At 38.0% G+C, this 24672-nt stretch carries 18 protein-coding genes and 1 tRNA gene; 2 read left to right on the forward strand and 17 right to left on the reverse strand.

Annotated features, from left to right (window positions below; genetic code table 11):
- Positions 1-6: 6 nt before the first annotated feature.
- The 3 genes from LC419_RS14330 to LC419_RS14340 all read right to left on the reverse strand — a co-directional run bounded on the left by LC419_RS14330 (position 7) and on the right by LC419_RS14340 (position 6147).
- Positions 7-1146, reverse strand: a complete 1140-nt coding sequence (locus tag LC419_RS14330; RefSeq protein WP_223608006.1) for a T9SS type A sorting domain-containing protein — start codon at positions 1144-1146, stop codon at positions 7-9.
- Between the two features lie 425 nt (positions 1147-1571).
- A complete protein-coding gene (locus LC419_RS14335) occupies positions 1572-4025 on the reverse strand; it encodes a hypothetical protein (protein ID WP_223608007.1) in 2454 nt (817 codons plus the stop codon).
- Between the two features lie 214 nt (positions 4026-4239).
- A complete protein-coding gene (locus tag LC419_RS14340; RefSeq protein ID WP_223608008.1) occupies positions 4240-6147 on the reverse strand; it encodes a TonB-dependent receptor in 1908 nt (635 codons plus the stop codon).
- Positions 6148-6575: 428 nt separating this feature from the next.
- Here LC419_RS14340 and LC419_RS14345 point away from each other — a divergent pair.
- Positions 6576-6649: transfer RNA gene (locus tag LC419_RS14345), tRNA-Ala, on the forward strand.
- Between the two features lie 38 nt (positions 6650-6687).
- Here the strand turns inward: LC419_RS14345 and LC419_RS14350 are convergent.
- From LC419_RS14350 to LC419_RS14395, 10 genes are all read right to left on the reverse strand, one after another.
- Entirely contained in the window at positions 6688-7167 is a 480-nt protein-coding gene (locus LC419_RS14350) for a MarR family winged helix-turn-helix transcriptional regulator (RefSeq protein ID WP_223608009.1), read from the reverse strand.
- Positions 7164-7661 carry a GNAT family N-acetyltransferase gene (locus tag LC419_RS14355; protein WP_223608010.1) on the reverse strand — a complete coding sequence of 166 codons (498 nt, stop codon included), beginning with the start codon at positions 7659-7661 and terminating at the stop codon, positions 7164-7166. Before LC419_RS14355 ends, LC419_RS14350 begins: the two co-directional genes overlap by 4 nt.
- 335 nt (positions 7662-7996) lie before the next feature.
- Positions 7997-9412 carry an efflux transporter outer membrane subunit gene (locus tag LC419_RS14360; protein ID WP_223608011.1) on the reverse strand — a complete coding sequence of 472 codons (1416 nt, stop codon included), beginning with the start codon at positions 9410-9412 and terminating at the stop codon, positions 7997-7999.
- A gap of 94 nt (positions 9413-9506) precedes the next feature.
- Positions 9507-12653, reverse strand: coding sequence for an efflux RND transporter permease subunit (locus LC419_RS14365; protein ID WP_223608012.1), 3147 nt, complete (start codon positions 12651-12653; stop codon positions 9507-9509).
- Between the two features lies 1 nt (position 12654).
- Positions 12655-13842 carry an efflux RND transporter periplasmic adaptor subunit gene (locus LC419_RS14370; protein ID WP_223608013.1) on the reverse strand — a complete coding sequence of 396 codons (1188 nt, stop codon included), beginning with the start codon at positions 13840-13842 and terminating at the stop codon, positions 12655-12657.
- A gap of 1 nt (position 13843) precedes the next feature.
- Entirely contained in the window at positions 13844-14299 is a 456-nt protein-coding gene (locus tag LC419_RS14375; protein WP_223608014.1) for a transcriptional regulator, read from the reverse strand.
- Positions 14300-14415: 116 nt separating this feature from the next.
- Positions 14416-14928, reverse strand: a complete 513-nt coding sequence (locus LC419_RS14380; protein WP_223608015.1) for a GNAT family N-acetyltransferase — start codon at positions 14926-14928, stop codon at positions 14416-14418.
- 290 nt (positions 14929-15218) lie between these two features.
- Positions 15219-15449 (reverse strand): DUF2007 domain-containing protein, encoded by a 231-nt coding sequence (locus tag LC419_RS14385; RefSeq protein ID WP_223608016.1) that lies wholly within the window; start codon positions 15447-15449, stop codon positions 15219-15221.
- Positions 15450-15511: 62 nt separating this feature from the next.
- Positions 15512-16837, reverse strand: a complete 1326-nt coding sequence (gene lat / locus LC419_RS14390; protein ID WP_223608017.1) for an L-lysine 6-transaminase — start codon at positions 16835-16837, stop codon at positions 15512-15514.
- A gap of 104 nt (positions 16838-16941) precedes the next feature.
- Positions 16942-18492, reverse strand: coding sequence for an aldehyde dehydrogenase family protein (locus LC419_RS14395; RefSeq protein ID WP_223608018.1), 1551 nt, complete (start codon positions 18490-18492; stop codon positions 16942-16944).
- A gap of 135 nt (positions 18493-18627) precedes the next feature.
- On the opposite strand from LC419_RS14395, the gene LC419_RS14400 reads away from it, so the two are divergent.
- Positions 18628-18831, forward strand: coding sequence for a hypothetical protein (locus tag LC419_RS14400; RefSeq protein ID WP_076510279.1), 204 nt, complete (start codon positions 18628-18630; stop codon positions 18829-18831).
- Between the two features lie 106 nt (positions 18832-18937).
- Here the strand turns inward: LC419_RS14400 and LC419_RS14405 are convergent, their stop codons facing one another.
- The 4 genes from LC419_RS14405 to LC419_RS14420 all read right to left on the reverse strand — a co-directional run bounded on the left by LC419_RS14405 (position 18938) and on the right by LC419_RS14420 (position 24648).
- Positions 18938-19135, reverse strand: a complete 198-nt coding sequence (locus LC419_RS14405; protein ID WP_223608019.1) for an Arc family DNA binding domain-containing protein — start codon at positions 19133-19135, stop codon at positions 18938-18940.
- Positions 19136-19268: 133 nt separating this feature from the next.
- Entirely contained in the window at positions 19269-20132 is an 864-nt protein-coding gene (locus tag LC419_RS14410; protein WP_223608020.1) for an SPFH domain-containing protein, read from the reverse strand.
- Positions 20133-20484: 352 nt separating this feature from the next.
- On the reverse strand, positions 20485-23820 hold the full coding sequence (gene ccsA / locus LC419_RS14415) for a cytochrome c biogenesis protein CcsA (RefSeq protein ID WP_223608021.1): 3336 nt from the start codon (positions 23818-23820) through the stop codon (positions 20485-20487).
- A gap of 246 nt (positions 23821-24066) precedes the next feature.
- Complete coding sequence (locus tag LC419_RS14420; RefSeq protein ID WP_223608022.1) at positions 24067-24648, reverse strand: Crp/Fnr family transcriptional regulator; 582 nt, start codon at positions 24646-24648, stop codon at positions 24067-24069.
- Positions 24649-24672: the final 24 nt, after the last annotated feature.

A 24672-nucleotide genomic window follows, 5' to 3' on the forward strand; every position in this document is an offset into this window, starting at 1 on the left:
AATTGATTATTTTTTGATCGTTTTCAAAGTTTTGATACTGCCATCATTCATTTTTAAGGTAATAAAATAAATACCCTCTTTTAAGTCGCCAAGATGAATAGATGCAGATGGTTTTTCAATAGTTTTAACCCATCTTCCTAAAGCATCTGTAACGTTAACTGATTTTACATCGGATACATCTGAAATCATAAGCAGATCACTGAACGGATTGGGTGATACGCTGATCTTTTTTGTGTTTTCAGCTACTTCCTGGGTAGACAGCGCTGTACTGTCGTATGCTGAAATCTGGAATTCTCCATTACCTTCACCAGCATCATATTTCCATGCACTTATATACAAAGTAGCTCCAGGAGTCTGTCCGGTTAATGAGATCAGAGAAAAAAGACCATCACCCCCATCATCATTACAGCCCACTTCTGTTAAAGAACCACAGGTTCCGCTATAAACAGAAACGGTTGAGTCTCCAAATGAAGACCCGGAAGCTTCTTTGGTTTCTATGGTAAGATTACCACTCTGTGGAACCACTACACTGAACCAGATATTCTCCACAGCATCAGAATTACACGAAGGCACAGCCCCATCTGTTGTAGCTCCTGAATTGTTAGAAGTGGTTGTTCCTGACGCGAAATCGGTTCCTACCGTTAATGGTGTAGCCCCTGAGCAATTGTCATTAGAAGGTGGTAAAGGATCATACGCCGAAATCTGGAACTCTCCGTTATCTATATCGGAATCATATTTCCAAACACTTACATAAAGTGTTGTTCCCGGGGTCTGTCCGGTTAATGAAATCAGCGAAAAAAGTCCCCCAGCATCGTCATTACAGTCAATCTCTGTTAAAGATCCGCAGGTTCCACTGTATACAGTAAGGACTGAATCATCAAATAAAGACCCGGAAACTTCCTGGGTTTCTATCTTAACGTTTCCACTTGCCGGAACAACTACGCTGAACCAGACATTCTCCAATGCATCTGAATTACACGATGGAACAGAACCGTCAGTAGTAGCATTGGTATTGGTGGAAGTAATGGCAGCTGATGCAAAATCGGCACCTACAGTTAATGATGTTGCTCCTGAACAATCATCATTTTGGGCATATACCAACGTGGTCGCCAGTAAAGACATACAAAATAATAGTTTTTTTTTCATAATATTTTTTTAAAAAGTTTTTGGTGTGTATCAAAAAAATTATAGCAATCTTATCTTTTTTTCAGACTGACAGATGAAATCTTAATCTGACTAAAATGATAACATTCCCATTATTCTATTAACCGTGATTTTTTTTCGAAAATATATAAAATTAATCAAATACACTAGTTTTTAATGTATTATATTCTTAAACGATCTATTTAATAAATTTTTAATAAGACAAAACCAGAACCGTTACAGTCTCCCAGCAACGTTCTAACAGATAAAACAGGTGGTCCTAGCCTGTTGATGTAACTCTTTATTTACTTCTATTTTTAACGAAATAATAACCGATCTGGAGTCATTAAGTAATTGGAGATGATAAATCTTCTCCAGATTTAAATCCTAATCGTCATTTTTCACAACCACAGCATTTCAGATAACTTTTAGAATCCCAAAAGTTTAAGCTTAAATTGAATGGCAAAATTGTCTTTAAATTTTGGAGTATTGTAATGCCCTACCCTGTAGAAAAACCCTAAATTAAATTGAGAGGATAAGAAATTATTCCACTCCAGTCCCAGCTCATTATACAAGTGATCTAATTTTTTAATTTCAAACTGGTGAAATTCCGGATTTTTCATATCGCCGATTGTTCCTCTATAAATTACATCGAAGCTTGAAACGTTTTTTCCAAAACTTTTAAAATACCAAGGCAGTCTATGTGTCAGATATGCTCCTACAAATTTATCATTGTAGTATTTTCCGCCTTCCATTGTTGCAAAACCCAGATAGGAAGTCAGGTTGAAATTCAATCCTCCGTTTCCGTTACCCAATCCGTTCAACGTAAAATTCTTCCATATTGGTGCATCACCGGTCACTAGTCCTCCATACAGTCTAACCCCCGTTAAACCAAGCTTAGTCTTAAAATTATGAACAAATAGTGCGTCAAATCTACTGAACTGAACATCACCACCCAATGCTTTATAGGCCTGCTCATAATTCAGATAGAATTCCGGAAGATTCTGTTCGTACGTATATTTTCCGGTAGGAGTCATAATATTTTTAGAATTAGGAGAATACTTTAGTGTGATGGTTGATGATGCAATATCGAAACGGCTTCCCAGTTCTTTAAAATTATAGTTAAATTTCGATTCTTCCTGGGTCCTTTTAGTTGCAATATTGATCGTTAAGGCATTGGTAATGTCATTTTCGTAACTCACTTTAAAACCTTTATACCCAAAAAAAACGTTATTATTCAGAGCAACCCCTGAGTTCATTATTTTCATTCTGAAATTCCATAAATTTTCAGAAAAACGGCCGGCTGCCATCACATCATCAAAATATTCAGCCCGGAAAAAGGAGTTTTTCTGCAATGTTGTCCGTACGTCTACTCCCACTCCGTATTTAAAATCCTGATCATAAATACCGTACGCAAAATAAGCATCCGGAGAAATAAACCTGCTGAACTTTTCATTCAGTTTGGCACCGGCACCCAGACGGATGTGCTCATATTTATTGTAACCAATTACGCGAGCCAGGTCAAAATCAAACATTCCCAATCTTACTTTTCCTTTGAGCAAACCGGTTAGCGCTTTTGCTCTTTGGTTGAGTTTATATTTGGCGCTTAAGCTATCGATTTTGGTATAAGTTGCAGCTTCCCGGCTGGTCAGATTTTCCGTACGGTATTGATCAATGGTATTTCCGTCTGAATTTTTAACGCTCATGGTATAGCCTTTAAAATCTTCAGGCTTTTCTTCAATAGAGGTTTTGAAATCAAAATAATCAGCCGTGACAAAAGCATAACTACCAAACTTTTTTCTGTTCTTTTTAGCGGATTCTTTTTCGTCTTTGGTTTTATCTTTATCCTTACTATCCTCATTGTCAAAAGAGGCAGAACCCATTTTCAGCTTGTAGTTTTCTTTGACCAGGAACCATTTGTTTTCAACAGGTTTCCAGATGCTCGTAATACTGCCTTCACTCTTAATTTTACTATTACTTTCTATTTTTTTCAGCGCATACGTTTCTTTATCCACATAGAGATACCCATTGAATTTTCTTTGTTTTGCAGACTGTTTGTCATCAACCTGACGAAAGCGGATAACATAATTTTCGCGGCCCTCTATTTCGATAGAATCTGTCAGAAAGAAACGATAAAGATTTCTATTTTCCTCACGCACTTCCTTTGGGATCTGATTTCTGTTGGAGCGGAAAGCCATCAATTCATATATAGGCTCTTTTAGACCAGCCACTTTGTTATCCAAAATATTAATTTTCTCCCCGTACTTTTTTGAGTACAGATTTTGAGAGGCTCTTTCCCATAAAAACATTTTACTTCCGCCTACCAGCTTCATCAGATTAACAGACTCCAGAGAATCTTTTCTCTCCGCTGCTTTCATGGAACGTTGCGGCAGCTTCTTAAGCGAATCAATACGGTTGGTGATATAAGCATTATAAGCATTGATACTGTCTTCATCAAAATCCAGCGAAATTTTCTCATAGGACTTGAATGAATAGGAATCTAAACTCTTAGGAGAATTCTGTTGGTAATTTTCGTTGACTTTCCTGAGAATTTCCAATGCCCTGGGATCACTTTTATTTTCCAAAACTATAGTCTGAATATTTTTGACATTGGGATCGGTCTTAGCTAAAAAGACTTCCATCACTTTATCAACAACAATATCATCACTCTGGAATCCGCTTGCAGAAATTTCTACTTTTTTACATTTTGTTGTAAAAACAGATATGCCTGATGCATCTGTTCTGCCTATTATTTTGTTGTTACAGGAAACGGTTGCATTAGAAATGGGTGACTGGTCTCCGGAAGTTCTGACCATGACTTTTGACTGTGAAAAAATGCTGAAGTATCCAAATGATAACAGCAGAATAAGAATTTTTTTCATATATGTTTTTTTCGCTATGTGGTTTAATAGTTTATTGGCAGATCACTCTTTTTTATATTATATAAACAGTAAAGTAATATAAGCTATAGTGATTCTAGCAAAAATTGGGCTACTGTATCTAATTCTCTCCTTTAGAGGAAATCTATTGCTGAAAAAATGGTAACGAACATGTTCATCTTGATGAATATATTAGATCCTTTTTAAGTGCTGGAGATTAAAAATTGGCTTTAACACCCAGTACAAAATTTCTTTTAGCAGCTGGATTAAAATACCGGTTTCCAAAAGCATTACTATCAAAACCGGAGACATAGTTCTCATTGTAAATATTCTGAATCTGCAAGGACAGATTTAATCTTGTCTTATCAAAACTGAACGGAAACCTCAATTGTACATTTCCTATTAAACTCGGCTCTGACCACGCAGAATTAGCATCATTCAACGGTATTTTTGAAGTGTAAAAATGAGAATAATCGATAGACAGTTTTTTGAAAAAAGTAAAATTAAGTAAGCTGTTAAGTGTCGTTCCCGGAACTCCTGTCAGATCATTCCCTGAAAAATCATTTTCATTCTGAATGTAATTTTTAAATTTAAAGTGGTAAAACGCGCCTGAAAAACGGAATTTTATTTTACTGAAAAAATCATTTTTCAAATCAAAATCATTAGTTTCCAAAAGAACTTCCCAACCTTTCTGAACCGTTTCTCCTGCATTGACAAAATATTCCTGACCAGCTTCATTTTGTCTTCTCACAATCGCATCTTTCATGCGGAAGTCAAAATAACTTCCTTCAATAAAAATAGAATTTCCAAACTGCTTTCTGATGCCAACCTCTTTATTCCATCCAAATTCAGGGCTTAGGGTAAGATTAAACTCCTGAGTAGATGACCGTATTTCTTCATTGGTGGGGGCAGAATTTCCCTTACCTATCTTTCCCCGCACTGAAAAACCTTTTGCCAGCATATAGGTGAGCCCAAAATTGGGAAGCCATTGGTCTTTAAAATGCGTCCTGATGCTCTGTGGCTGGAGATAAAGTCTCTCTCCTTTATAGAAATTTGAATTAAGGCTCAAAGAAATATCAGTAAAAAGTTTGGAATTAAAATTGAGTTTCTGAGATAGGAAATAAAAACCTGAAGTATTTCTGATCCGGTCAAAATTTTGAGGACTGCCTTCATATCCCTTATTATTATCATAGTTTTTCACCAGAATATCGTTGATGCCTCCTTCAAAGCCGAATCGCCATGCTAATGAAATTTTTGTCCAGTTTTTCTCATAATTCAAATGGGTCCGTAAAGCAAAATTCTTTTCAAAACGATTCTCAAAATTGGTAATAAATGGATTTTTAAAATCAACATATGATCCCTGAACTAAAATAAAATGAGAAAAGGCAGGGGCAAAATTATATTCATTTGAGAGACCTGCCAAAATCATTTTGTTGCGGATTCCTGCATTTTGCTCCACAGCACCAGGTAGTGCAGGAGTTGCAGGCCTTGCCAGTTTTCTATCAACCTGCATTTGTCCAAGCGTTAATCCCCCGGGAGTCTGGTAATCCAGATCAGTATACATAAGCATGGCCCGGAGCCATCCTTTTTCTGAATACTGAACATGATCTTTAATGAAAATCTGCTTCCTCATCATTTCCGATTGCTGTCTGTACCCATCTGTCTGGTAATGATTCTGAAAAATTTCAACAAAATGTTTTCGCAGTTGTTTTGACAGATTAAAACTCTCATTAAAAGTTCCATAACTTCCAATGGAAAGACCGGCAGAAAGATTTTCCGAATCTTTGGTTTTAAGAAGAACTGTACCTCCCGTAACGGCTCCATAGTCTCCACTTTCCGGTCCTTTGTAAATTTCCATCCTGTCGATCAGCTCAGGAGAAATCACATTCAAATACGTGTTTCCGGAAGCATCGGATAGAATAAAGTCATCCAGATACACTTTTACATTACGAACACCAAAAGGAGATCTCAAAGTGCTTCCGCGAACAGAAAGCCTGTAACTTCCGGGAGAGCGTTCTTCCATCCTGACACCAGCCGTCTGATTGATGGATTCTAGCATTCTTTCTGGGGTATTTTGATTGAGGATATTTTCAGAGACCACAGACACTGATTTTGTCGAAGACATAAATCCTGACGGTTTCTTGTATGCATCAATTTTAACTTCTGACACAAGGGTTGCCGAATCTTCCTTTTGAGAAAATAAAGCGGTACTATACAAGAGAGAAAAAAAGAGATATATTTTTTTCATAAATCAGGAATACGTAAAACTATACTTTTTCTTTCTATTGAACAACGAAAAAACAGATTCAGTACTTCATGATTGACTGAGCATTACGAACGACAGGATTGAAGGATTTTCAAAAGTAAATGTTATATTAGGGGAAAGCGTTGCCACATTTTTTAAGAGATTTTAAAGCTTCATTTTTTAATATAGCTCTATTTTCCAGATGCTTTTATAAAAAACCCTTTATTCTAGAGAAAAAAACCAACAAAAAATTTGCACATATCATTTAAATACTTACTTTTGTAGCGCTTTAAAATTAAAGAAAGAATGGGGGATTGGCGCAGTTGGCTAGCGCGTTTGACTGGCAGTCAAAAGGTCACGGGTTCGAATCCCGTATTCTCCACTAAGACAAAGGATCACACTGAAATAGTGTGATCCTTTTTACTTTGAATTCTTTAATTGCAAGGCCCTCTGATAAAAAGACTGCTCAGCAATTTTCGCTTCAGCTTCATCAATAGCCTTCAGAAGGTGATTTTGATTGTCGGCAATCTCACCCAATACTTTTGAGACCAATTCCCAAACCGGTTGCATTTTCTCAATCAGTTCAATTCCTTTTGGAGAAAGTACAATCAGTCTTCTCCGCTCATCCTGCTTATCTTTTTTTGACTGAATAAGTTTCTGTTTTTCGAGTTCTTTGAGTAAACTTATAGTTGAAGGATGGGTGTACCCTATCTCGTTTGCGATCTCCACTACACTCAGCATCTTTTTGTGATGCAATGTAAAGATGACCGGAAACCATTTTGGTTCAAAATCAATCCCGAAGGATTTGTAGATCAAAGCTCCATCTTTTCTTAGCTGTTCACTGAGACGCTGAAGTCTGGTGGATATTGCAAGAATCCCCGATTCATCTATTATATTCATATCGTTTGGTTTATCGTTAAAGCATAAAAAACATTATCTGCATTCATCAATGGAAAATGCATCGGCAGATTTTCTTTTTCGACCTGTAAAAAATGGTTTCGCTCATAAAAACGTATGGCCGCTTTCAGTATATTCACTGTTCCCAGGTAGATGGCATCTATTTTTCTTTCGCGGCAGAAAGCAATTAAAACTTCCAGAAGTTCCTGGGCAATATTCAGTTCTTTTCCTCTGAATTCTTTTTTGACAAACATTTTTCTTACGGCCCCAGCCCTTTCATCAAATTTAACCAATGCTATGGAACCGACAAGTTGGCCGTCAATAAAAGCACCCCAGAAGTTTCCACCCGCTTCCGTATAAAAGCTTTCGATCTGCTTAAGGTCCGGTTGGTCTTCAATGGTAATTGGTACGTTAAATTCTTTTTGCTGGATATTCAGAATCATATCGATAAGCTGATCGGAATAAGTATTATCTAGTTGTTGAATATGTACTTTCATGTCTCTATTATTTTACAATACAAAACTACGTAGTTTACTACATATATACAAATAAAATTACTCTTTATATTGTTTTTAAAGTTTAATAGACTACCATATTGTCCTTTAATAAGGATATTTTTGTTGTTGGAAAATAGCAAAGGCGCAAGAAAATCAAAGATTTTCAGCTAAGGGAGGATAGTGAGATTGCTTCGTCGTTATACTCCTCGTAATGCAGGTGTTCATCAATTTTATCGCAGATAAAAAATTTATGCCTTAGTCTTTCCAAAAAATAAACAACAAAAAACGTACATCATTTCTGATGTACGTTTTTATTACTGTTTGAATGAAAATGGTTATTTCCATCCACCACCAAGAGCCTGGTACAGCTCTACAGCAGCTTTCATTTTATTGTATTCCGCATTGGAGATATTCAACTCTGCGTTTAATGAATTCACACTTGCATTCAATACTTCAAGGTAATTAGCCATCCCGTAGGTAACCAGTTCCTGAGAATAATCAACAGATTTTTTGTACGCATCCAGTTCTTTTTGTTTTAATTCAATAAATGAATCCTGAACTGAAAATACTCTGATTGCGTCTGAAACCTCTTTTCCTGCTGTAAGAACGGTTTTTCTGAAGTTCAGATAAGCCGTTTCCTGATTCGCAAGACTTACATCATAGTTTGTCTGAATCTGTCTTTTATTTAAGATCGGCTGAGCCAGACCGGCTACCACATTCGCAAAGAGTGAATTCACACTGAACAAATGGTCAAGGTCCACTGACTGCAATCCACCACTTCCCGTAAGTTTTAACGTAGGATAAAACTGAGCTTTTGCCGATTTTGTAAGCTCGAAAGCATTCATCAGACTATATTCTGCTCTCATCACATCCGGACGGTTAGCGAGTAACTGTGCAGGATACCCCAATTTAAGATCTATCGGAAGCTTTTGTGTTTCCAGTGTGGATCTTGCAATCGAATGCGAAGATTCTCCCAACAGAAGGCTCATTGTATTTTCAAGCAGCTGGGTCTGTGTTTCAATATCGATCAATAGTGACTTGGCATTGAAAACAAGCGCTTCACTCTGCTGTACAGCTACTTCTGTAACATTTCCTGAGATTTTTAAGGCTTTGGTAGTTTCCAGATTCTTTTCTCTTACTGCTATGGTTTCATTGATGATTCTTTTTTGAGCATCAAAGGTCAGAAGCTGGTAATAAGCCGAAGCAATAGAAGCTACCAAATCACTTTTAACCGCTTTGTGAGCAGCAACAGTTCCCAGATAGGTAGCCAGCTGTGCTTTTTCCTGAGCTTTTAATTTTCCCCAAAGATCCGCTTCCCATCCGATAGTTGCCGTAATATCAAACTGGTTGACATACCGTCTTTCTCCGATGATCTGTCCAAACTGTGTATTGATAGACTGAGTCTGGAACGTATAGTTTGGTCCTACAGAAAGGGTTGGCTGATAAGCTGCTTTACTCTGTTTCAGGTAAGCTTCTGCCGAACCAATGCTCTGCAGTGCAATCCTGATATCCAGGTTGTTTTCCAAAGCTTTGGAAATATGCCCCTGCAATACAGGATCCGTAAAAATTTCCTTCCACGAGACGGTTCCTACACTTACACTGTCCGAAGGAAGCATATCTGTACGGAAAAGCTTTTCGTCTACAACGTTTTTCGGTCTCTCATACTCTTTTCTGGCCATACATGACGTGATGGTTCCCAGTATGACAGCTGAAAAAGTTATTCCTTTTATGATGTTTAATAAACTCTTCATTTTTGTTAATTAGAAATTAGATGGTAGAGGCTAGAAGCTAGACAGGATTTTAGACTAATTTCTAATATCTAGCTTCTAACTTCTCTAATTAATTTTATTCTGCTAAATTGATATCTTCTCTTTTAATCGGCTTCACTTTTTCTTGTAAAGTCTGGAAAATTACATACAAAACAGGAATTACAAAAAGTCCTAAAATGGTACCTATTAATAATCCTATCGCTGCACCTGTTGCAATAGACCGGTTACCTACCGCTCCGATTCCACTCGCAAGAACCAATGGCAGTAATCCGAAGATAAATGCAAATGAGGTCATCAGGATCGGTCTCAATCTGGCTTTTGCTGCATTGATAGCGGACATGACAATAGTTTCCCCATGATGCCTTCTCTGAACAGCGAATTCGATGATCAAAATGGCGTTTTTCGCGAGCAATCCGACTAACATAATCAAAGCGATCTGGAAATAAATATTGTTTTCTAATCCCATTATTTTTTGTCCGAAATACGCTCCCATTACCCCGAGAGGAAGAGAAATCACCACCACCAACGGGAGAATATAACTCTCATACTGAGCAGAAAGAATAAAGTAAACGAAAATTAAACTTAATCCAAAGATCAAAAGAGTCTGAGATCCTGAATTTAATTCTTCTCTTGTTAACCCCGTAAACTCTACATCGTAATTTTGATTTAAAGTTTCTTTGGCAACGTCCTGTACAGCGGTAATCGCATCTCCAGAACTGAATCCTGCAGAGTTGGCTCCTGTAATCTTCACTGAAGTAAACAGGTTATATCGGCTTACAGACTGTGGTCCGTATGCTTTTTTCAGCGTTACAAACTGAGAAATTGGCGACATCACTCCGGAAGCTGTTCTCACATACAGTTCATTTAGATTACTGATGTTCTGTCTGTTTTCAGGAAGTGCCTGAACCATTACTCTGAACTGTTTTCCGTATTTTGTAAAGTCGGCGGTGTAAACTCCTCCGATATATCCCTGCATCGTACTTAAAATAGTGTTTACAGAAACGCCCATCTGCTTGGCCAAAGGAACATTGATGTCCATTTGATACTGAGGGTATTTTGTGTTAAATGAAGATTGGGCAAATTCAATCTCAGGTCTCTGCATCAGCTTTCCGATGAACTCGTTGGTTTTGTTATCAAGATCAGCATAATCTCCTCCTGATTTGTCTAACAATACCATTTCAAAACCGGCACTGTTACCAAAACCGGGTACACTCGGCGGCTGGAAGAATACAATTTTCGCATCCGGAACTTTTCCTGAAATACCAAAAAGTTTTTTAGTAATATCTTCAGAGGTCTGCCCGTCTTTTTTCCTTTCGTCAAATGGTTTCAGCTTAACAAACGCAAGACCGTTATTACTACCGTTTCCGGATAAGAAACCTCTACCGGTGGAAATCGTTACGTTTTGTACCCCGGGAACTTTTAAAGCATTAGCCTGAAGGGTTTTCAAAGCATTGTATGTTCTTTCCATGGAAGCACCCGGAGGAAGCTGTACGTCTGTAAAAATGATCCCTCTGTCTTCTGTAGGCACGAAACCTTTCTTCATGCTGCTGCTTGCCCAGAATAAAATACCACCGGTAACCGCAAAGATGACCAATGTAACCCATTTATGTCTTAATAAGAACACAAATCCTCTTCCGTAACGATCGGTTGCCGTTTTGAAAGCAATATTGAACTTGTAGAAAAATTTCTGTAACAGGTTTAAGTTTTTATATTCTGAGTGATGCTCTGAGTGAGGTTTTAAGAATAATGAACATAGAACCGGACTCAGCGTTAATGCATTAATCGCAGAAATGATAATCGCTATGATCAGTGTAATACCAAACTGCTGATAGAAAACCCCCGTTGGACCTGTAATAAACGTCACCGGAACGAATACCGCTGCCATCACCAAAGTAATGGAAATAATAGCTCCTGTGATTTCATCCATCGCCTCTACGGTTGCCTTTTTAGCATCGGCAATACCGTGTTCCATTTTGGCGTGAACGGCCTCGACGACGACAATAGCGTCATCCACCACGATACCAATCGCAAGAACCAATGCGAATAAGGTTAAAAGGTTTAATGAATATCCGAATAAGTTCAGGAAGAAAAATGCACCTACAATTGATACCGGAACCGCAATGGCCGGAATTAGTGTAGATCTGAAGTCCTGTAAGAAAATATATACCACGATAAATACCAGAATAAAGGCTTCAATTAAGGTATGAACCACCTTTTCAATCGATGCCTCAAGGAATTCGTTGGTATCAAAGTTAAACGTATATTTTACCCCTTGTGGAAAGCTTCCTTCTGCTGATTTCAGATAGGTTTTGATATTTTTAATAATTTCCTGGGCATTGGAACCCGGTGTCTGGAAGATCCCCATACTGATGGACGGGTTGTTTCCGTTTTCTCCGACTCCCGTATAAGACTGGCCTGCCAATTCAACTTTAGCCACATCTTTCAGCATTAAGTTCTGTCCACTCGGAAGCGCTTTAATGATGATGTTGTCATATTGGTCCTTTTCGTTGAATTTCCCGACATATTTAATGATATATTCAAAAGAGCTACCACTGTTTTGTCCAATGGAACCCGCAGCTGCTTCTCTACTCTGCTCATTAATTGCAGCCGTAACATCATCAGGAGTTAATCCGTAAGCTGCCATTTTTGAAGGATCAAGCCAAACTCTCATGGAATAATTCTTACCTCCGAAAACGTTAGCATCACCTACTCCGTTAATTCTTTTTAAGTTTGGAATAATGTTGATATTCAAAAAGTTCTGAAGATATACATCATCCAGATCCTTATTTTCAGAATAAAAAGACATATACATCAATGCACTGGTCTGCTGCTTCTGCGTGACAACTCCTGAACGGGTCACTTCACTTGGAAGTAATGGTGTTGCTCTGGTCACACGGTTCTGTACGTTTACCGCAGCAATATCCGGATCAATTCCCTGTTTAAAGAATACCTGAATTTGTGCTGAACCATCATTTCCGGCACTGGAAGTAATGTAATCCATTCCTTCCACCCCGTTGATCTGTTCTTCCAGAGGTACTACAACACTTTTCATGACAGTTTCCGCATTGGCTCCCGTATAGTTTGCTGAAACGCTTACTGTGGGAGGTGCAATATCCGGATACTGTGTGACTGGTAGGGCAATCAACCCCAAAACCCCGAGAATCACAATCAGGATTGAGATTACGGTGGATAAAACCGGTCGGTTTATAAAATTTTTAATCATTTTAGAATTTCGGTTTTATAGATTGTACAAGGCTATCCATTTTTACGGGTTTCGGCTTCACGGCAGTTCCTGTTTTCAGTCCTCCGATACCTGCAGCAACAATCATTTCACCTTTATTGATGCCTGATTTTATTAAGGCCATATTGTCGATTCTGTCGATCACATTGATCACCACATTTCTTGCAGTATCTCCTTTATCAATTTTATAAACGTAAACGATACCCTGCTGTTCGTAAGTTGCACTTTCAGGAACGACCAATACATTATCATATGCTTTTGGAAGTCTGATAGATCCACTGTTTCCATTGCTCAGCAATTTCTGTGGATTGGCAAAGGCAACCCTGAACTGAATAGTCCCTGTAGTTGCATCTATTTGTCCAGTAATCGCTTCAATTCTACCTTTTTCAGAATAAATACTTCCGTTCGCCAATTGTAGCTCAACCATCGGAAGATTTTTGATCTTCTCTGACATACTGGAGCCCGGAGATTTTTCAAGGAAATCAAAGTATTCTTTTTCATTCATAGAAAAATAAGCAAACAATTCAGAAGTATCCGAAATAGTCGTTAAGGCCGTCTGATCTGTCGGACCTACTAAACTTCCCACTTTTAAAGGAAGTCTTCCAATAACTCCTGAAATAGGTGCGCGAATAACGGAATACTCGATATTGGCTTCTACTCCTTTATAATTGGCAACGGCCTGTCTTTTGGCTGCATTAGCTTGCTGTAACTGAGCCTGAGCCTGAGCAAGATTTGCCTGAGCCGTCTGCAGCTGTACATTGCTGATGATATTTTTCTGAACAAGAGGTTTCAGTTTGTTGACTTCTACCTGGGCCGCATTTACAGAAGCCTGTGCCGCTGCAATGGTAGATTCGGCTGCACCGATACCGGCTTTGGAAGCAGCAGCATTTTCAGTCAGGATATTGGTTTCCAGACGGAACAACGGCTGTCCTTTTGTAACATACTGTCCTTCGTCTACTAAAACCTGAGTGATGTATCCCTGTATTTTTGCGCGGACATCATTGTTGACCCTTCCCTGGATGGTAGCCGGGAAGGTCTGATAGCCCACTATATTTTTGGACTCCACATTGATCACAGGATAAGGTTTTGGGCCGTCCTGTTTCGGAGCTTCTTTTTTGCAGGCTGTCAGTGAAAACGCTGCAATAGAAAGTATAACTAGCTTATTATTCATTTTAAAGTTTATTAAGAGATTCCTGAATATTTTCTATGTTTTTATGTAAGAGTGCTTTGTAGGCTTCTACACGTTCGTTGTATTCATTGTCATGATTTTTTTTAAAGTTGTTTAGGTCATCCAGCAGTTTGAGTTCGTCCTCCATTTTTTGAACAATTTTTTCAAATCTGATCTTCTTGTATTCATCATTGATGAAAAAATACCGTTTTCGCTCATCCATTTTATTATGGTCGATGATGAGCTGTGCATTCAGCAGTAGTGAAATACTGGTGGAAACAGAGCTTTTGCTTGCAGAAAGCACTTCGACAAATTCGTCAAAAGTAATACCTACTTTCTCGTAATCGAAAAGCAGGTAGGCATAGATTTTTGACGCTAAAGGCGGTAGGTTGAAAACGGTGCCATAAAACTTTACGGCATCTTGAAAAATTTTTTCATCAATTTCTATACTTTGGTGCATAATATAAAAATTTTGACAAAAGTAGAAATTAGTTCAGAACTAAACGAACAAACATGATAGAGTTTATAAATACAACTTCTTTTAAAAATTCAATGAAAGTTGATTTAACTTTTGGCTTAAATTATAATCTTCTCATAGGCCTTTCTCAGTCCGTCAGCCAAAACTACTTCACCACAATAGGAATATCCCTTGCTTTCAAGGATCTTCAGCATGGCAATATTATCATAATTTGTATCTACTTTTATACTCTGGATTTCATGGGATCTTGTAAAATCTTCAATATGGTCAAATAATTTCTTCACCATTCCCTGACCGGCAAATTTTCCATCAACAGCGACTCTATGTACCACAACGAACTCTCCATCACTCAGCCAAGCTCCTTCAATAGTACTGTAAGCCGGTTCATCATTTAAGATTAAAGCTGCATATACAGCAATTTCTCCGTCTACTGTCATCACATATCCAAAGCCTTTTGCGATGTCACTTTCTACCGTTCCCATATTAGGATAACCATTCTGCCATTGGGTACTTCCGTCCTGCTTTCTTCTTTCAATGGATTGCTGGATAATAGCCCAAATGGCATTTCTGTCTTCAATTTCAGCTTTTCTCAGCTTAGTTTCTACATTCATTGTTGTTTATTTTATATTGAGAATTAAGAGATTCGTTGTTTTATATTTTGGTTAAAATCGGATTTTAGTAGTTTTATGGTGAAGGCAGGCGGGTTTAAAGCCCACCTCTATTGAAATTCTATTCACAAAATAAAAAGTCCAAAATTCCTTAATCCTTTAATCTTTTTAAATGATTAAATTCTTAAATATTTGAATTTTTAAATGCTGTCATTATTTGAATCAAAAAACCGAAAACTAATTAAAATTAATTTTCGGTTCGAAGTAGTAAAATTTAAAATTATGAAATTGTTTTATTGATTTTCACTTTGTTGAAGATAAGCATCTATAATTTCGAATGCATTCTTCTCGTCTTCCAGATCTACCATCACTTTCAGCGACGTTGCGGTAGGCGTAGTCGTGAATGTAAGATAACTGTTTTCGACGCTGTTTGTAATTTTTGCATCATCCAATTTAGACTTTATTAACTGGATTTCTGAAGGCTTATCACTTTCAAAAACCGATACTCTCGTACTTCTTTCCATATTCTATATCGTTTGAGTATCTAAATGTACAATGTTTTTTTTAAAATTACAAATCTTTGATTTTAAATTTTGTTAAGATTGTTCTCGATTTTATCTAAAGCCAACTGAATTTCTTCCTGTGTAACATTAAGATGTGGTCTGAAACGAAGTGACTGATCTCCACATGGAAGAATGATCAATCCATCCTTGAAAAGCTCGTTCATCAGATGATTTCGGTCTTCTGCTGAAGGAAGATCTATAGCACACATCAGGCCTCTTCCTCTTGCATTTGAAATTTTCGAAGGATATTTCTGAGCCAGTTCTTTTAATCTTTCCAACAGATAATCTCCAACCACTCTTGCGTTTTCCACAAGGTTTTCTTTTTCGATCACTTCCATCACCAGCTGGAAACGAAGCATGTCGATAAAGTTCCCTCCGAAAGTAGAGTTAATTCTTGAACTTTCTCTGAACACATTGTTCGGGATCTGATCAAATTTTTCTTTATTTGCTAAAACCCCACAAACCTGAGCTTTTTTCCCGAAAGAAATAATATCCGGTTTTGCTGTGAAATGCTGGAACGCCCACATTTTCCCTGTAATGGCAATACCTGTCTGAACTTCATCAAAGATCAGTAAGATCTCATTCTGATCACACAGTTTTCTCAATCCCATTAAGAACTCATCTCTGAAGTGATTGTCACCACCTTCAGCCTGGATAGGCTCAATAATGATACATGCCACTTTATCAGGATTCATCAGAATAGCTTCCTCAATCTGAAGAAGAGCTAATCTTTCATTCTTAATCGTTTCCTCTAAATTCTCTTCCGTGATAGGGAAAGATAATTTAGGATTTAAGATTCTTGGCCATTCAAACATCGGGAAATACTGATATTTTCTTGGGTCAGAAGTATTGGTTAAGCTCAATGTATAGCCGCTTCTTCCGTGGAATGCCTGTCTGAAATGAATACAGATCCCGGCTTCCGTCTGAAGTCCTTTTTCAAAATTCTTACGCGTTTTCCAGTCGAAGCACGCCTTCATTGCATTTTCTACCCCTAAACTTCCACCTTCAATAAAGAAAGCATACTGCAGTTCCTCAGGAATCACTACTCTTTCAAAAACTTCCAGAAAGTGAGCATATTCTTCTGAGTACACGTCTGCCAAAGTAGGCTTGTTAACCGCCATTCTTCCCAGCCATTCTGATCTTTCTACAAGATACGGGTGATTGTACCCTACAGAAGCTGATGCAAACATTGAGAACATATCCAGATACTCTTTGTCTGTAAGCTTGTCATATAGCCATGAACCGTGGGATTTTTCAATATCCATCACAAAATCAAAGCCATCTGCCAAAACGTGTCTTCCTACTGTTTCTTTTACTTTATTTGCTTTTATATCAATTGTTTGTTCCATAATTAACTGTGTTTGATTTAAAAATTGAATGCTTAAAAAGATTAAACATTCCAGGTTATTAATTTTTAAATTTTTAAATCGTTAAATGATTTAAATTAGAATGGTTACAGGTCAAATTTAATCCCTTGTGCTAAAGGAAGCTGAGCTGTATAGTTTATTGTGTTGGTTTGTCTTCTCATATAGTATTTCCAAACGTCAGATCCGGATTCTCTTCCGCCTCCGGTTTCTTTTTCACCACCAAAAGCACCTCCGATTTCAGCACCTGAAGTTCCGATGTTTACATTCGCAATACCGCAGTCTGAACCTGCATGAGAAAGGAATAATTCTGCTTCTCTAAGATTCTGAGTCATGATAGCAGATGACAATCCCTGAGGAACATCGTTCTGGATCGCAATAGCTTCCTCCAATGTTTTGTATTTGATCAGATATAAGATCGGCGCGAAAGTTTCGTGCTGAACGATCTCATAAGAGTTTTTAACTTCTGCGATACATGGTTTTACATAGCATCCTGATTCGTATTCTTTTCCGCTTAGTACTCCACCTTCAACCGCGAATTTCCCGCCTTCTTTTTTACATTTTTTGATCGCCTCTTCGTATTGATTGACAGCATCTACATCGATAAGTGGCCCTACATGGTTATTTTCATCCAACGGATTACCGATTTTCAGCTGTCCATAAGCTTTTACCAATCTGGTTTTTACTTCGTTGTATACGTTTTCGTGGATAATCAGTCTTCTTGTAGACGTACATCTCTGTCCGGCCGTACCAACAGCTCCGAAAACAGCTCCGATGATAGACATGTCAATATCTGCATCTTTGGTGATGATAATCGCGTTGTTTCCACCTAATTCAAGGATAGATTTCCCGAATCTTTCAGCTACTTTGGAAGAAACCATTCTTCCTACTCTTGTAGAACCTGTGAAAGATACCAATGAAACTCTTTTATCGTCTACCAGTTTCTGCCCGATCTCATGGTCAGCTACCAATACGCTTGAAATACCTTCAGGAAGATTGTTCTCCTTTACGACTTCAGCCATAATGTTCTGACATGCGATGGCACACAATGGTGTTTTTTCTGATGGTTTCCAGATCGTCACGTTTCCGCAGATCCATGCTAGAGCGGTATTCCACGCCCATACAGCAACCGGAAAGTTGAATGCGGTGATAATTCCCACCACACCTAGTGGATGATACTGCTCGTACATTCTGTGACCTGGTCTTTCCGAATGCATCGTATAACCGTGAAGCTGTCTTGAAACCCCAACTGCGAAGTCACAGATATCAATCATTTCCTGAACTTCTCCAAGACCTTCCTGAAGGGATTTACCCATTTCATAAGAAACCAGTTTTCCAAGGTCGTCTTTATATGTTCTTAATTTCTGGCCAAGCTGCCTAACGATCTCACCTCTTTTAGGAGCAGGGATGGATCTAAACTCCTGATACGCCTTCTGAGCCGTCTCAATTACTTTGTCATAATCACTTTCTCCGGAAGTCTTAATTTTGGCGATTAATCTGCCGTCTACGGGAGAAAAACTTTCTATCGTTTTCCCCGAAGCAAAATATTTTCCGCCCACTGAAGTCCCCTTATTTTCTTCTTTAATACCAAGGTTTTTGAGTGTTTTTTCGATTCCGAAATCCTTTACTTTTTTAGACATAAAATGTTTACTTTTCGTTTCCTCTAAAGATAGAAATATTATGCGAACCTCAAAATTTTAATTTTTAGGCCGCTTTTTATTTGGACTAATTATAAACATGCTTATCTTTGCAGCGTAATCTTTTGAATTTCAGGAATGGAAAATAATAAGACCGTAGAGGATACTCATACAGCAGAGGAAAAGAAGACTTCCAAATGGAAAAGTCTGGTGAAAAAATTTGGGATAGGCGGGATTATATTCTTCACGGTAAAAGGAATTATCACTTCTACCCTGATCTATTTTCTGGGTAAAAATTTCTGGACTGTGATCAGCAATTATTTCAGTACTTTATTTGAATAAATTCGATCTATTAAAAATAAAAAAAGCAGAGAAAATTTCTCTGCTTTTTTATGGTATAAGGTTAATTGGATTATTAATGTGATTTATGGAAATTACATCCGTAGGTTTAACCTTCCTCATCTTTCTTTTTCCTTCCCGAATTCACCAGGCTTTGATGAAGCAGATACTCGATCTGCCCGTTCACACTTCTGAACTCGTCATTCGCCCACTTCTCCACCATTTTATAGGTAGATTCATCGATTCTTATGACGAAGGATTTCTTGCCTTTGGATTCTGAAGGTTTTGAAGTTTTTTCCGGTTTCATTTTTTCTCTTTGCCTGTTTAATAGTTCTTTTCAAGAATGTATAAGGTGCAAAGACATCGTTTACATAAACTTTATGCCTGAGATGTCATACAATCTAAAAATTCATTTTTCATTCTTCGCTTTACATTTTTATTTAGTAAAGAGTTCCTGCATTTAAAATTGGCTGCGCAGCTTTTTCACCGCAAAGTACCACCATTAAATTGCTTACCATGGCTGCTTTTCTTTCATCATCAAGCTCTACGATATTTTCTTCTGAAAGTTTTTTCAATGCCAGATCTACCATTCCTACGGCACCTTCCACAATCTTGGTTCTTGCTGCTACAATGGCTGTCGCCTGCTGTCTCTGAAGCATCGCGCCTGCAATTTCTGACGCATACGCAAGATGAGAAATTCTAGCCTCCTGAATGATGATTCCCGCTTTTGAAAGACGGTCTGTAAGCTCCTGCTCCAAAATAGAATTGATCTTATCTCCTCCTTCTCTCAAAGTAATCGGTGCATGATCATCCTCTAAATTATCATAAGGAAAACTCATCGCCAAATGACGTACCGCCGCTTCGCTCTGCATTTTGACAAAGTCTGAATACCGCTCAACATCGAACGCCGCTTTATACGTATCTCCTACTTTCCAAACCATCACTACCCCGATTTCAATAGGGTTACCCATTTTGTCGTTTACTTTCAAAGTCTGCCCCTGCAGGTTTTCCGAACGCAAAGACATTTTCTGTGAAGAATACAAAGGATTGATAAAAAATAATCCGTTGTCTTTTACCGTTCCCACATACTTTCCAAAGAAGTTCAATACTCTTGAATGGTTCGGCTGAATGATCATCAGTCCTTTCAAAAAGAAACAGAACAGCAAAAAACAAAGCATGGCAATGATCACATAGGTGATGCTCTGCTCAACTCCGGAAATAAAAAAATAGACTGCTCCTGCGAATAAAATTAAACAGAAGACTAATGCCAGATAACCCGACATGGGCTTTAATACTTTTTCCATGATTGCAATTTTTAATTTGATATTATTTTGATATCATAAAGATATGGAATAGTTTTGAGTTTTGAGTGATGAGTGATGAGTTTTTTTGATGCGGGATGCGAGGTCTGGGGTTGATTGGTGGAGGGGTCTGAAAGCTGTGATTGGTTTTGTAATGTTTTAAACTACCCCATCTTTTGGGTCAAGATCAATTGGTGGTTCTATAAAATAAATTGCAGATAACATCCTTTTACCCTATTAACTTAAATCTAGGAACAAACTCATAACATATCATTTATAACTCCAACCCGAAACCCACACAAAAAAAATCCCGGAAAATAAATTCCAGGATTTCAATTGTTATATTGTTAAAGTTTTATTTCTTCGTTAAAGTTTTAAATTTGAAGTAAGAAACTACTGATAGAAGTAGCATCGTTCCTAATCCGATGTATACCCAGGCTGGAACCGGAACCGGATCTCCCGCTGCGTAAGAGTGTAGCCCGCTCAGGTAATAATTAACTCCGAAGTAAGTCATTACCATAGAACAGAATGCAAACATCGTTGCTACGTGGAATGCCCATCTGCTTCTCAATCCGGGAACCAATCTCATGTGTAATACAAAAGCATATACCATGATGGAGATGAAAGCCCATGTTTCTTTAGGGTCCCAGCTCCAGTATCTTCCCCATGATTCATTCGCCCAGATCCCTCCTAAGAAGTTCCCTACCGTTAAGGCGAAAAGACCAATAGTAAGAGACATTTCAGAAACAATAACCAGTTCTTTCAACGTCGTATCGTGGTGAAGTTTATAGGTATCTTTATTTGAAATGATATAAAATACAAGAGAAATCACAGCAATAATCATAGACAGGGCAAAGAAACCGTAACTTGAGGTAATGATTGCTACGTGAACAATCAGCCAGTAAGATTTCAATACCGGAACAAGCGGTGTGATCTGCGGATCAAGTGCTGAACCACCGTGCGCAAATCCCATCATGATAACGGCCACCATAAATCCTGATGCAGGAATTAATGCGTTAGATTTATTTTTAGTGATTAATTGCTTTGCAGCTAATATAGCTTTATCTGCCAAAGAAAGTCTTCCGAAACCAAAATAGAACATTAATCCTGCGGAAATACCTACCCAAGAAATAAAGATAATGGCTTCGTAACCGTTACTCCAAGGTGCGTGTCCGGAAATATACCATCTCGCAACAAGACCAAGGAAATGGAGAATATATCCTACAAGTCCCACATAGATAATTATTCTGATAATTCTATTTAGAACTTTACTTGATTTAAACAATTCAACAAAACCAAAAATCAACAATAAACCACCTATTATGGTATAGAAAATTAATAATTTAAAGTTGATATTCACTTCGTTCATGAAAACCTCAAGATCTACTTTTGATTTTGCAGGAACTACTGCCTTACCCCATTTCTGCTGATAGTCTGAAAGTTTTGCCAATTCAGTATCTGCCTTGCTCCAGTTTCCTGTTTTCTGAGCGGTAAGAGCTTCTGCAAAATAAGGTCCCATTACCTGCTGCGATTCCATATCCGGTTCGAATTTCTGGTCAAGCCATGAATGCCAAGTGTGGTTTGCATCATTTTTTACAGGAACAATTCTCATAAACTGGCCACTGAAAAACTCGTTGAAGATCTGTACTCTTTCGTTTACAGAAATTACTTCTTTATCATAATTGGTTTGATCAGCAGGTTTTTTACGGAATGCTGTATTGTAATCATGTTCCAGGATGTAGGTCAGGTTACCGTTGGCATCTGCTGGGAAAAGGTTCATCAGTGAAGTGTATCCTTCTTCGTCAGCCTTTGTTTTATTTTTCAACTCATCGCCTCCTTTTGTTCCTACTTTGATCATAGGAACCATAGTCCAGCTTGGAGTGTCTGTATTGATTGACAGGAACCATTGGTTAGCCGTAAGAGACTTTCCATCTGTTCCCTTGAATTCGTCTTTCTTGTATAGTTTTCTTAAAACATCCAGCGCTTCTGTATTGATTGGAACAATTCTTCCGTCGAAATTCTGAACCAAAAGGTATCCGAATTTATCTGCGTGTTCTTTGCTGATTCTGTTTCTTGCAATGATTTCATCCGGAGATATTCTCTTCATTCTGCTAAGAGGAGCTGCCAGAGAGTTCTGTTTTGGAGCAGCACCATCAAGCGGTTGAGCACCCGGAGCCGGAGCGTGAGAATGATTATCCCCTTCTACATGTACATGTTCCCTGCTTCCATCAGTGGTACCGTGTGTTTCAATTTTTTGTGCATTTAAGCCAAAACTTAACAACACTAAAAGAACTGCAGCGCTTTTCTTTTTGTTGATATCAGTCAGCATTTTGTTCAGTTTCCAGAAGTGAGTTCCTTTCCAGAAGAAGATCACAAACATTCCTAAGAACAGAAGTCCGTATCCGATGTAAGAGATAATGGTTCCCCAGAAATCGTGGTTCACAGAAAGTACGGTTCCCATTCTGTCCGGGTCAAAGCTTGACTGGAAGAAACGGTATCCTTTATGATTCAGAACGTGGTTCATGTAGATTTTATAAGGGGTTTCTTTTCCTTCATCAATGATCTTTACGTGACTTTCATAAGCACTTGGAGATGTACTTCCCGGGTAAGTTTCCATCACGAAATCATCCAGTTTCAGTGCGAAAGGCGTATTATAAACTTTAGGCCCGAAACCTACCATAATATTAAGCCCGTCCATAGTCACCTGCTTGAATGCATTTGGATTTCCTTTTTCCACAGAAAGATCAACCAATTGTTTTGTTTTTGGCCCCTGAAGCTCTATTCTAAGCACATCAGGTACCATGGCATCTTTCTTTTTATCCCCTTCAAAAGCCATCAGTCTTCCTTTTTTAAGACCTTCAGGAACAACCAATTTCAATTCGTTAATGGTATATAAACTTCTCAATACCAAAGGCTGGAATTCATCTTTCTTGGTGCTTCCCGTAGCCTGCGTTGCCATGGTCATAAAGGCTGCATCAACAGGAGTTTTGATGAATATTTTTCCGTCTTCTTTTTTAAATTCTACAGCCCCTTCGATCGCTCTGTTGAACGTTACCAAAGTTCCGTTAATCGATTTTGTTTCTCCCGGTTTGATATAGATATTCTGTCTTCCGGTAGTTCCTGTAGAAACCAGGTGAAGATATTCTGTACCATTGGGTTCAGCAATTAAGCTGTCTTTTTTTCTCTGGATATAGTCTTTTGTAAAAACTTTTACTTCTTTTCCGTGAAAATCGTAGGTTGCTTTAAAGTCTTTGTGCAGAGGAGACATCAGGTAAGGAACATCCTGGTAATTCAGAACATCTCCTTTATCCTCGATCTGGATTTTAAAGAAATTTTTGTCGGTCACAATCTCGTTAGAAGTTTCACCTTCTCTGATGTGCATGGTGCCTTCAAAACTGATGTATCTTGTGATAGCCCCCCCTATAAAAATAAGAATAAAGGCAAGGTGAAAGACCAGAACCGGCCATTTTTCTCTTCTCCACAGTCGGTATCTGGCGATATTTCCTACGAAGTTAAGAATGAGCAGAAACATGATTAATTCAAACCATTTTGCTTCATAAATTAGAGCCTTGGCTGTAGGAGTTCCGTAGTCGTTTTCTAAGAACGTTGCATAAGCCATCGCAAATGCATACACCAGTAACAGCACAGCCATTGTTCTGGTTGAGATAAGAATATCTTGGAGCTTCTTCATGATTTATTTTACTTGACATGCAAAAATAAGAATGATAAACAACAAAGGGGCTAAAAAAAGCTGTTTTTTGTCACTTTGAAGCCTATTTCGGTTATTTTGAACCATTCTTAATAAGGTGAAATTTATTAAGGAAAATTCAATTTTTAATATCATAAAATTCCGGATATATTAAACCTATATATGTTATTGAAATCTTCTATTCCCAACAACGCCCATTTTTGACTTAAACCAATGGCAATCAATAAACTACTTTTTCAAAGAGGTTTTCTTTCTAATCTTACTTAAAAACTCATGCGTTATTCCCAGGTAAGAAGCAACCTGTTGCTGGGTTAGCCTCTGCTCCAGACCGGGATATTTTTCTAGAAATTCAAGATACCGCTTATCTGCAGTCTTTCCGGTTAAAGAAAGAATTCTTCTCTGCAAAGCTACTGACGACTGCTGGTTCATGATCCTGAAAAGTTTTTCTATCTGAGGCATATCTTCATAAAGCCTTTCTTTATCCTTCTTTGAAATCATTAAAACTTCACTGTCTTCAAGAGCTTCTATATTCAGAATGCTCGGAACATGATTGATAAGACTGTCTATATCCGTGATCCACCACCCTTCTACTGCAAAATAAAGGGTCTGCTCAGATCCGCTTTCATTCAGATAATACACTTTAAAACATCCCTTCAAGACAAACCCCTCAAAAAGACAACAATCCCCTTCTTTGAGAACCGTTTCTTTTCTTTTAAACTTCTGAAGCACGAACGGTCTGCTGAACTGCTCAAATTCTTCATCTGAGAGATGAATATGTCTGCTGATATTTTCTAAAAGGAGATGCAACATGCTCTGTTATTCTTATTCAACATA

This window comes from Chryseobacterium sp. OSA05B, assembly GCF_019970065.1.
GTDB lineage: Bacteria > Bacteroidota > Bacteroidia > Flavobacteriales > Weeksellaceae > Chryseobacterium.

Bases quoted from the DNA above. Each gene is read 5' to 3' on its own strand.
- LC419_RS14385 (WP_223608016.1), bottom strand. From the start codon at position 15,449: ATGGAAAGAAGTACGAGAGTATCGGTTTTTGAAAGTGATAAGCCTTCA.
- LC419_RS14405 (WP_223608019.1), bottom strand. From the start codon at position 19,135: ATGAAACCGGAAAAAACTTCAAAACCTTCAGAATCCAAAGGCAAGAAA.
- LC419_RS14395 (WP_223608018.1), bottom strand. From the start codon at position 18,492: ATGTCTAAAAAAGTAAAGGATTTCGGAATCGAAAAAACACTCAAAAAC.
- LC419_RS14340 (WP_223608008.1), bottom strand. From the start codon at position 6,147: ATGTCTTCGACAAAATCAGTGTCTGTGGTCTCTGAAAATATCCTCAAT.
- LC419_RS14410 (WP_223608020.1), bottom strand. From the start codon at position 20,132: ATGGAAAAAGTATTAAAGCCCATGTCGGGTTATCTGGCATTAGTCTTC.
- LC419_RS14370 (WP_223608013.1), bottom strand. From the start codon at position 13,842: ATGAATAATAAGCTAGTTATACTTTCTATTGCAGCGTTTTCACTGACA.
- LC419_RS14400 (WP_076510279.1), top strand. From the start codon at position 18,628: ATGGAAAATAATAAGACCGTAGAGGATACTCATACAGCAGAGGAAAAG.
- LC419_RS14420 (WP_223608022.1), bottom strand. From the start codon at position 24,648: ATGTTGCATCTCCTTTTAGAAAATATCAGCAGACATATTCATCTCTCA.
- LC419_RS14335 (WP_223608007.1), bottom strand. From the start codon at position 4,025: ATGAAAAAAATTCTTATTCTGCTGTTATCATTTGGATACTTCAGCATT.
- LC419_RS14365 (WP_223608012.1), bottom strand. From the start codon at position 12,653: ATGATTAAAAATTTTATAAACCGACCGGTTTTATCCACCGTAATCTCA.
- ccsA (WP_223608021.1), bottom strand. From the start codon at position 23,820: ATGAAGAAGCTCCAAGATATTCTTATCTCAACCAGAACAATGGCTGTG.
- LC419_RS14330 (WP_223608006.1), bottom strand. From the start codon at position 1,146: ATGAAAAAAAAACTATTATTTTGTATGTCTTTACTGGCGACCACGTTG.
- LC419_RS14375 (WP_223608014.1), bottom strand. From the start codon at position 14,299: ATGCACCAAAGTATAGAAATTGATGAAAAAATTTTTCAAGATGCCGTA.
- LC419_RS14360 (WP_223608011.1), bottom strand. From the start codon at position 9,412: ATGAAGAGTTTATTAAACATCATAAAAGGAATAACTTTTTCAGCTGTC.
- LC419_RS14380 (WP_223608015.1), bottom strand. From the start codon at position 14,928: ATGAATGTAGAAACTAAGCTGAGAAAAGCTGAAATTGAAGACAGAAAT.
- LC419_RS14355 (WP_223608010.1), bottom strand. From the start codon at position 7,661: ATGAAAGTACATATTCAACAACTAGATAATACTTATTCCGATCAGCTT.
- lat (WP_223608017.1), bottom strand. From the start codon at position 16,837: ATGGAACAAACAATTGATATAAAAGCAAATAAAGTAAAAGAAACAGTA.
- LC419_RS14350 (WP_223608009.1), bottom strand. From the start codon at position 7,167: ATGAATATAATAGATGAATCGGGGATTCTTGCAATATCCACCAGACTT.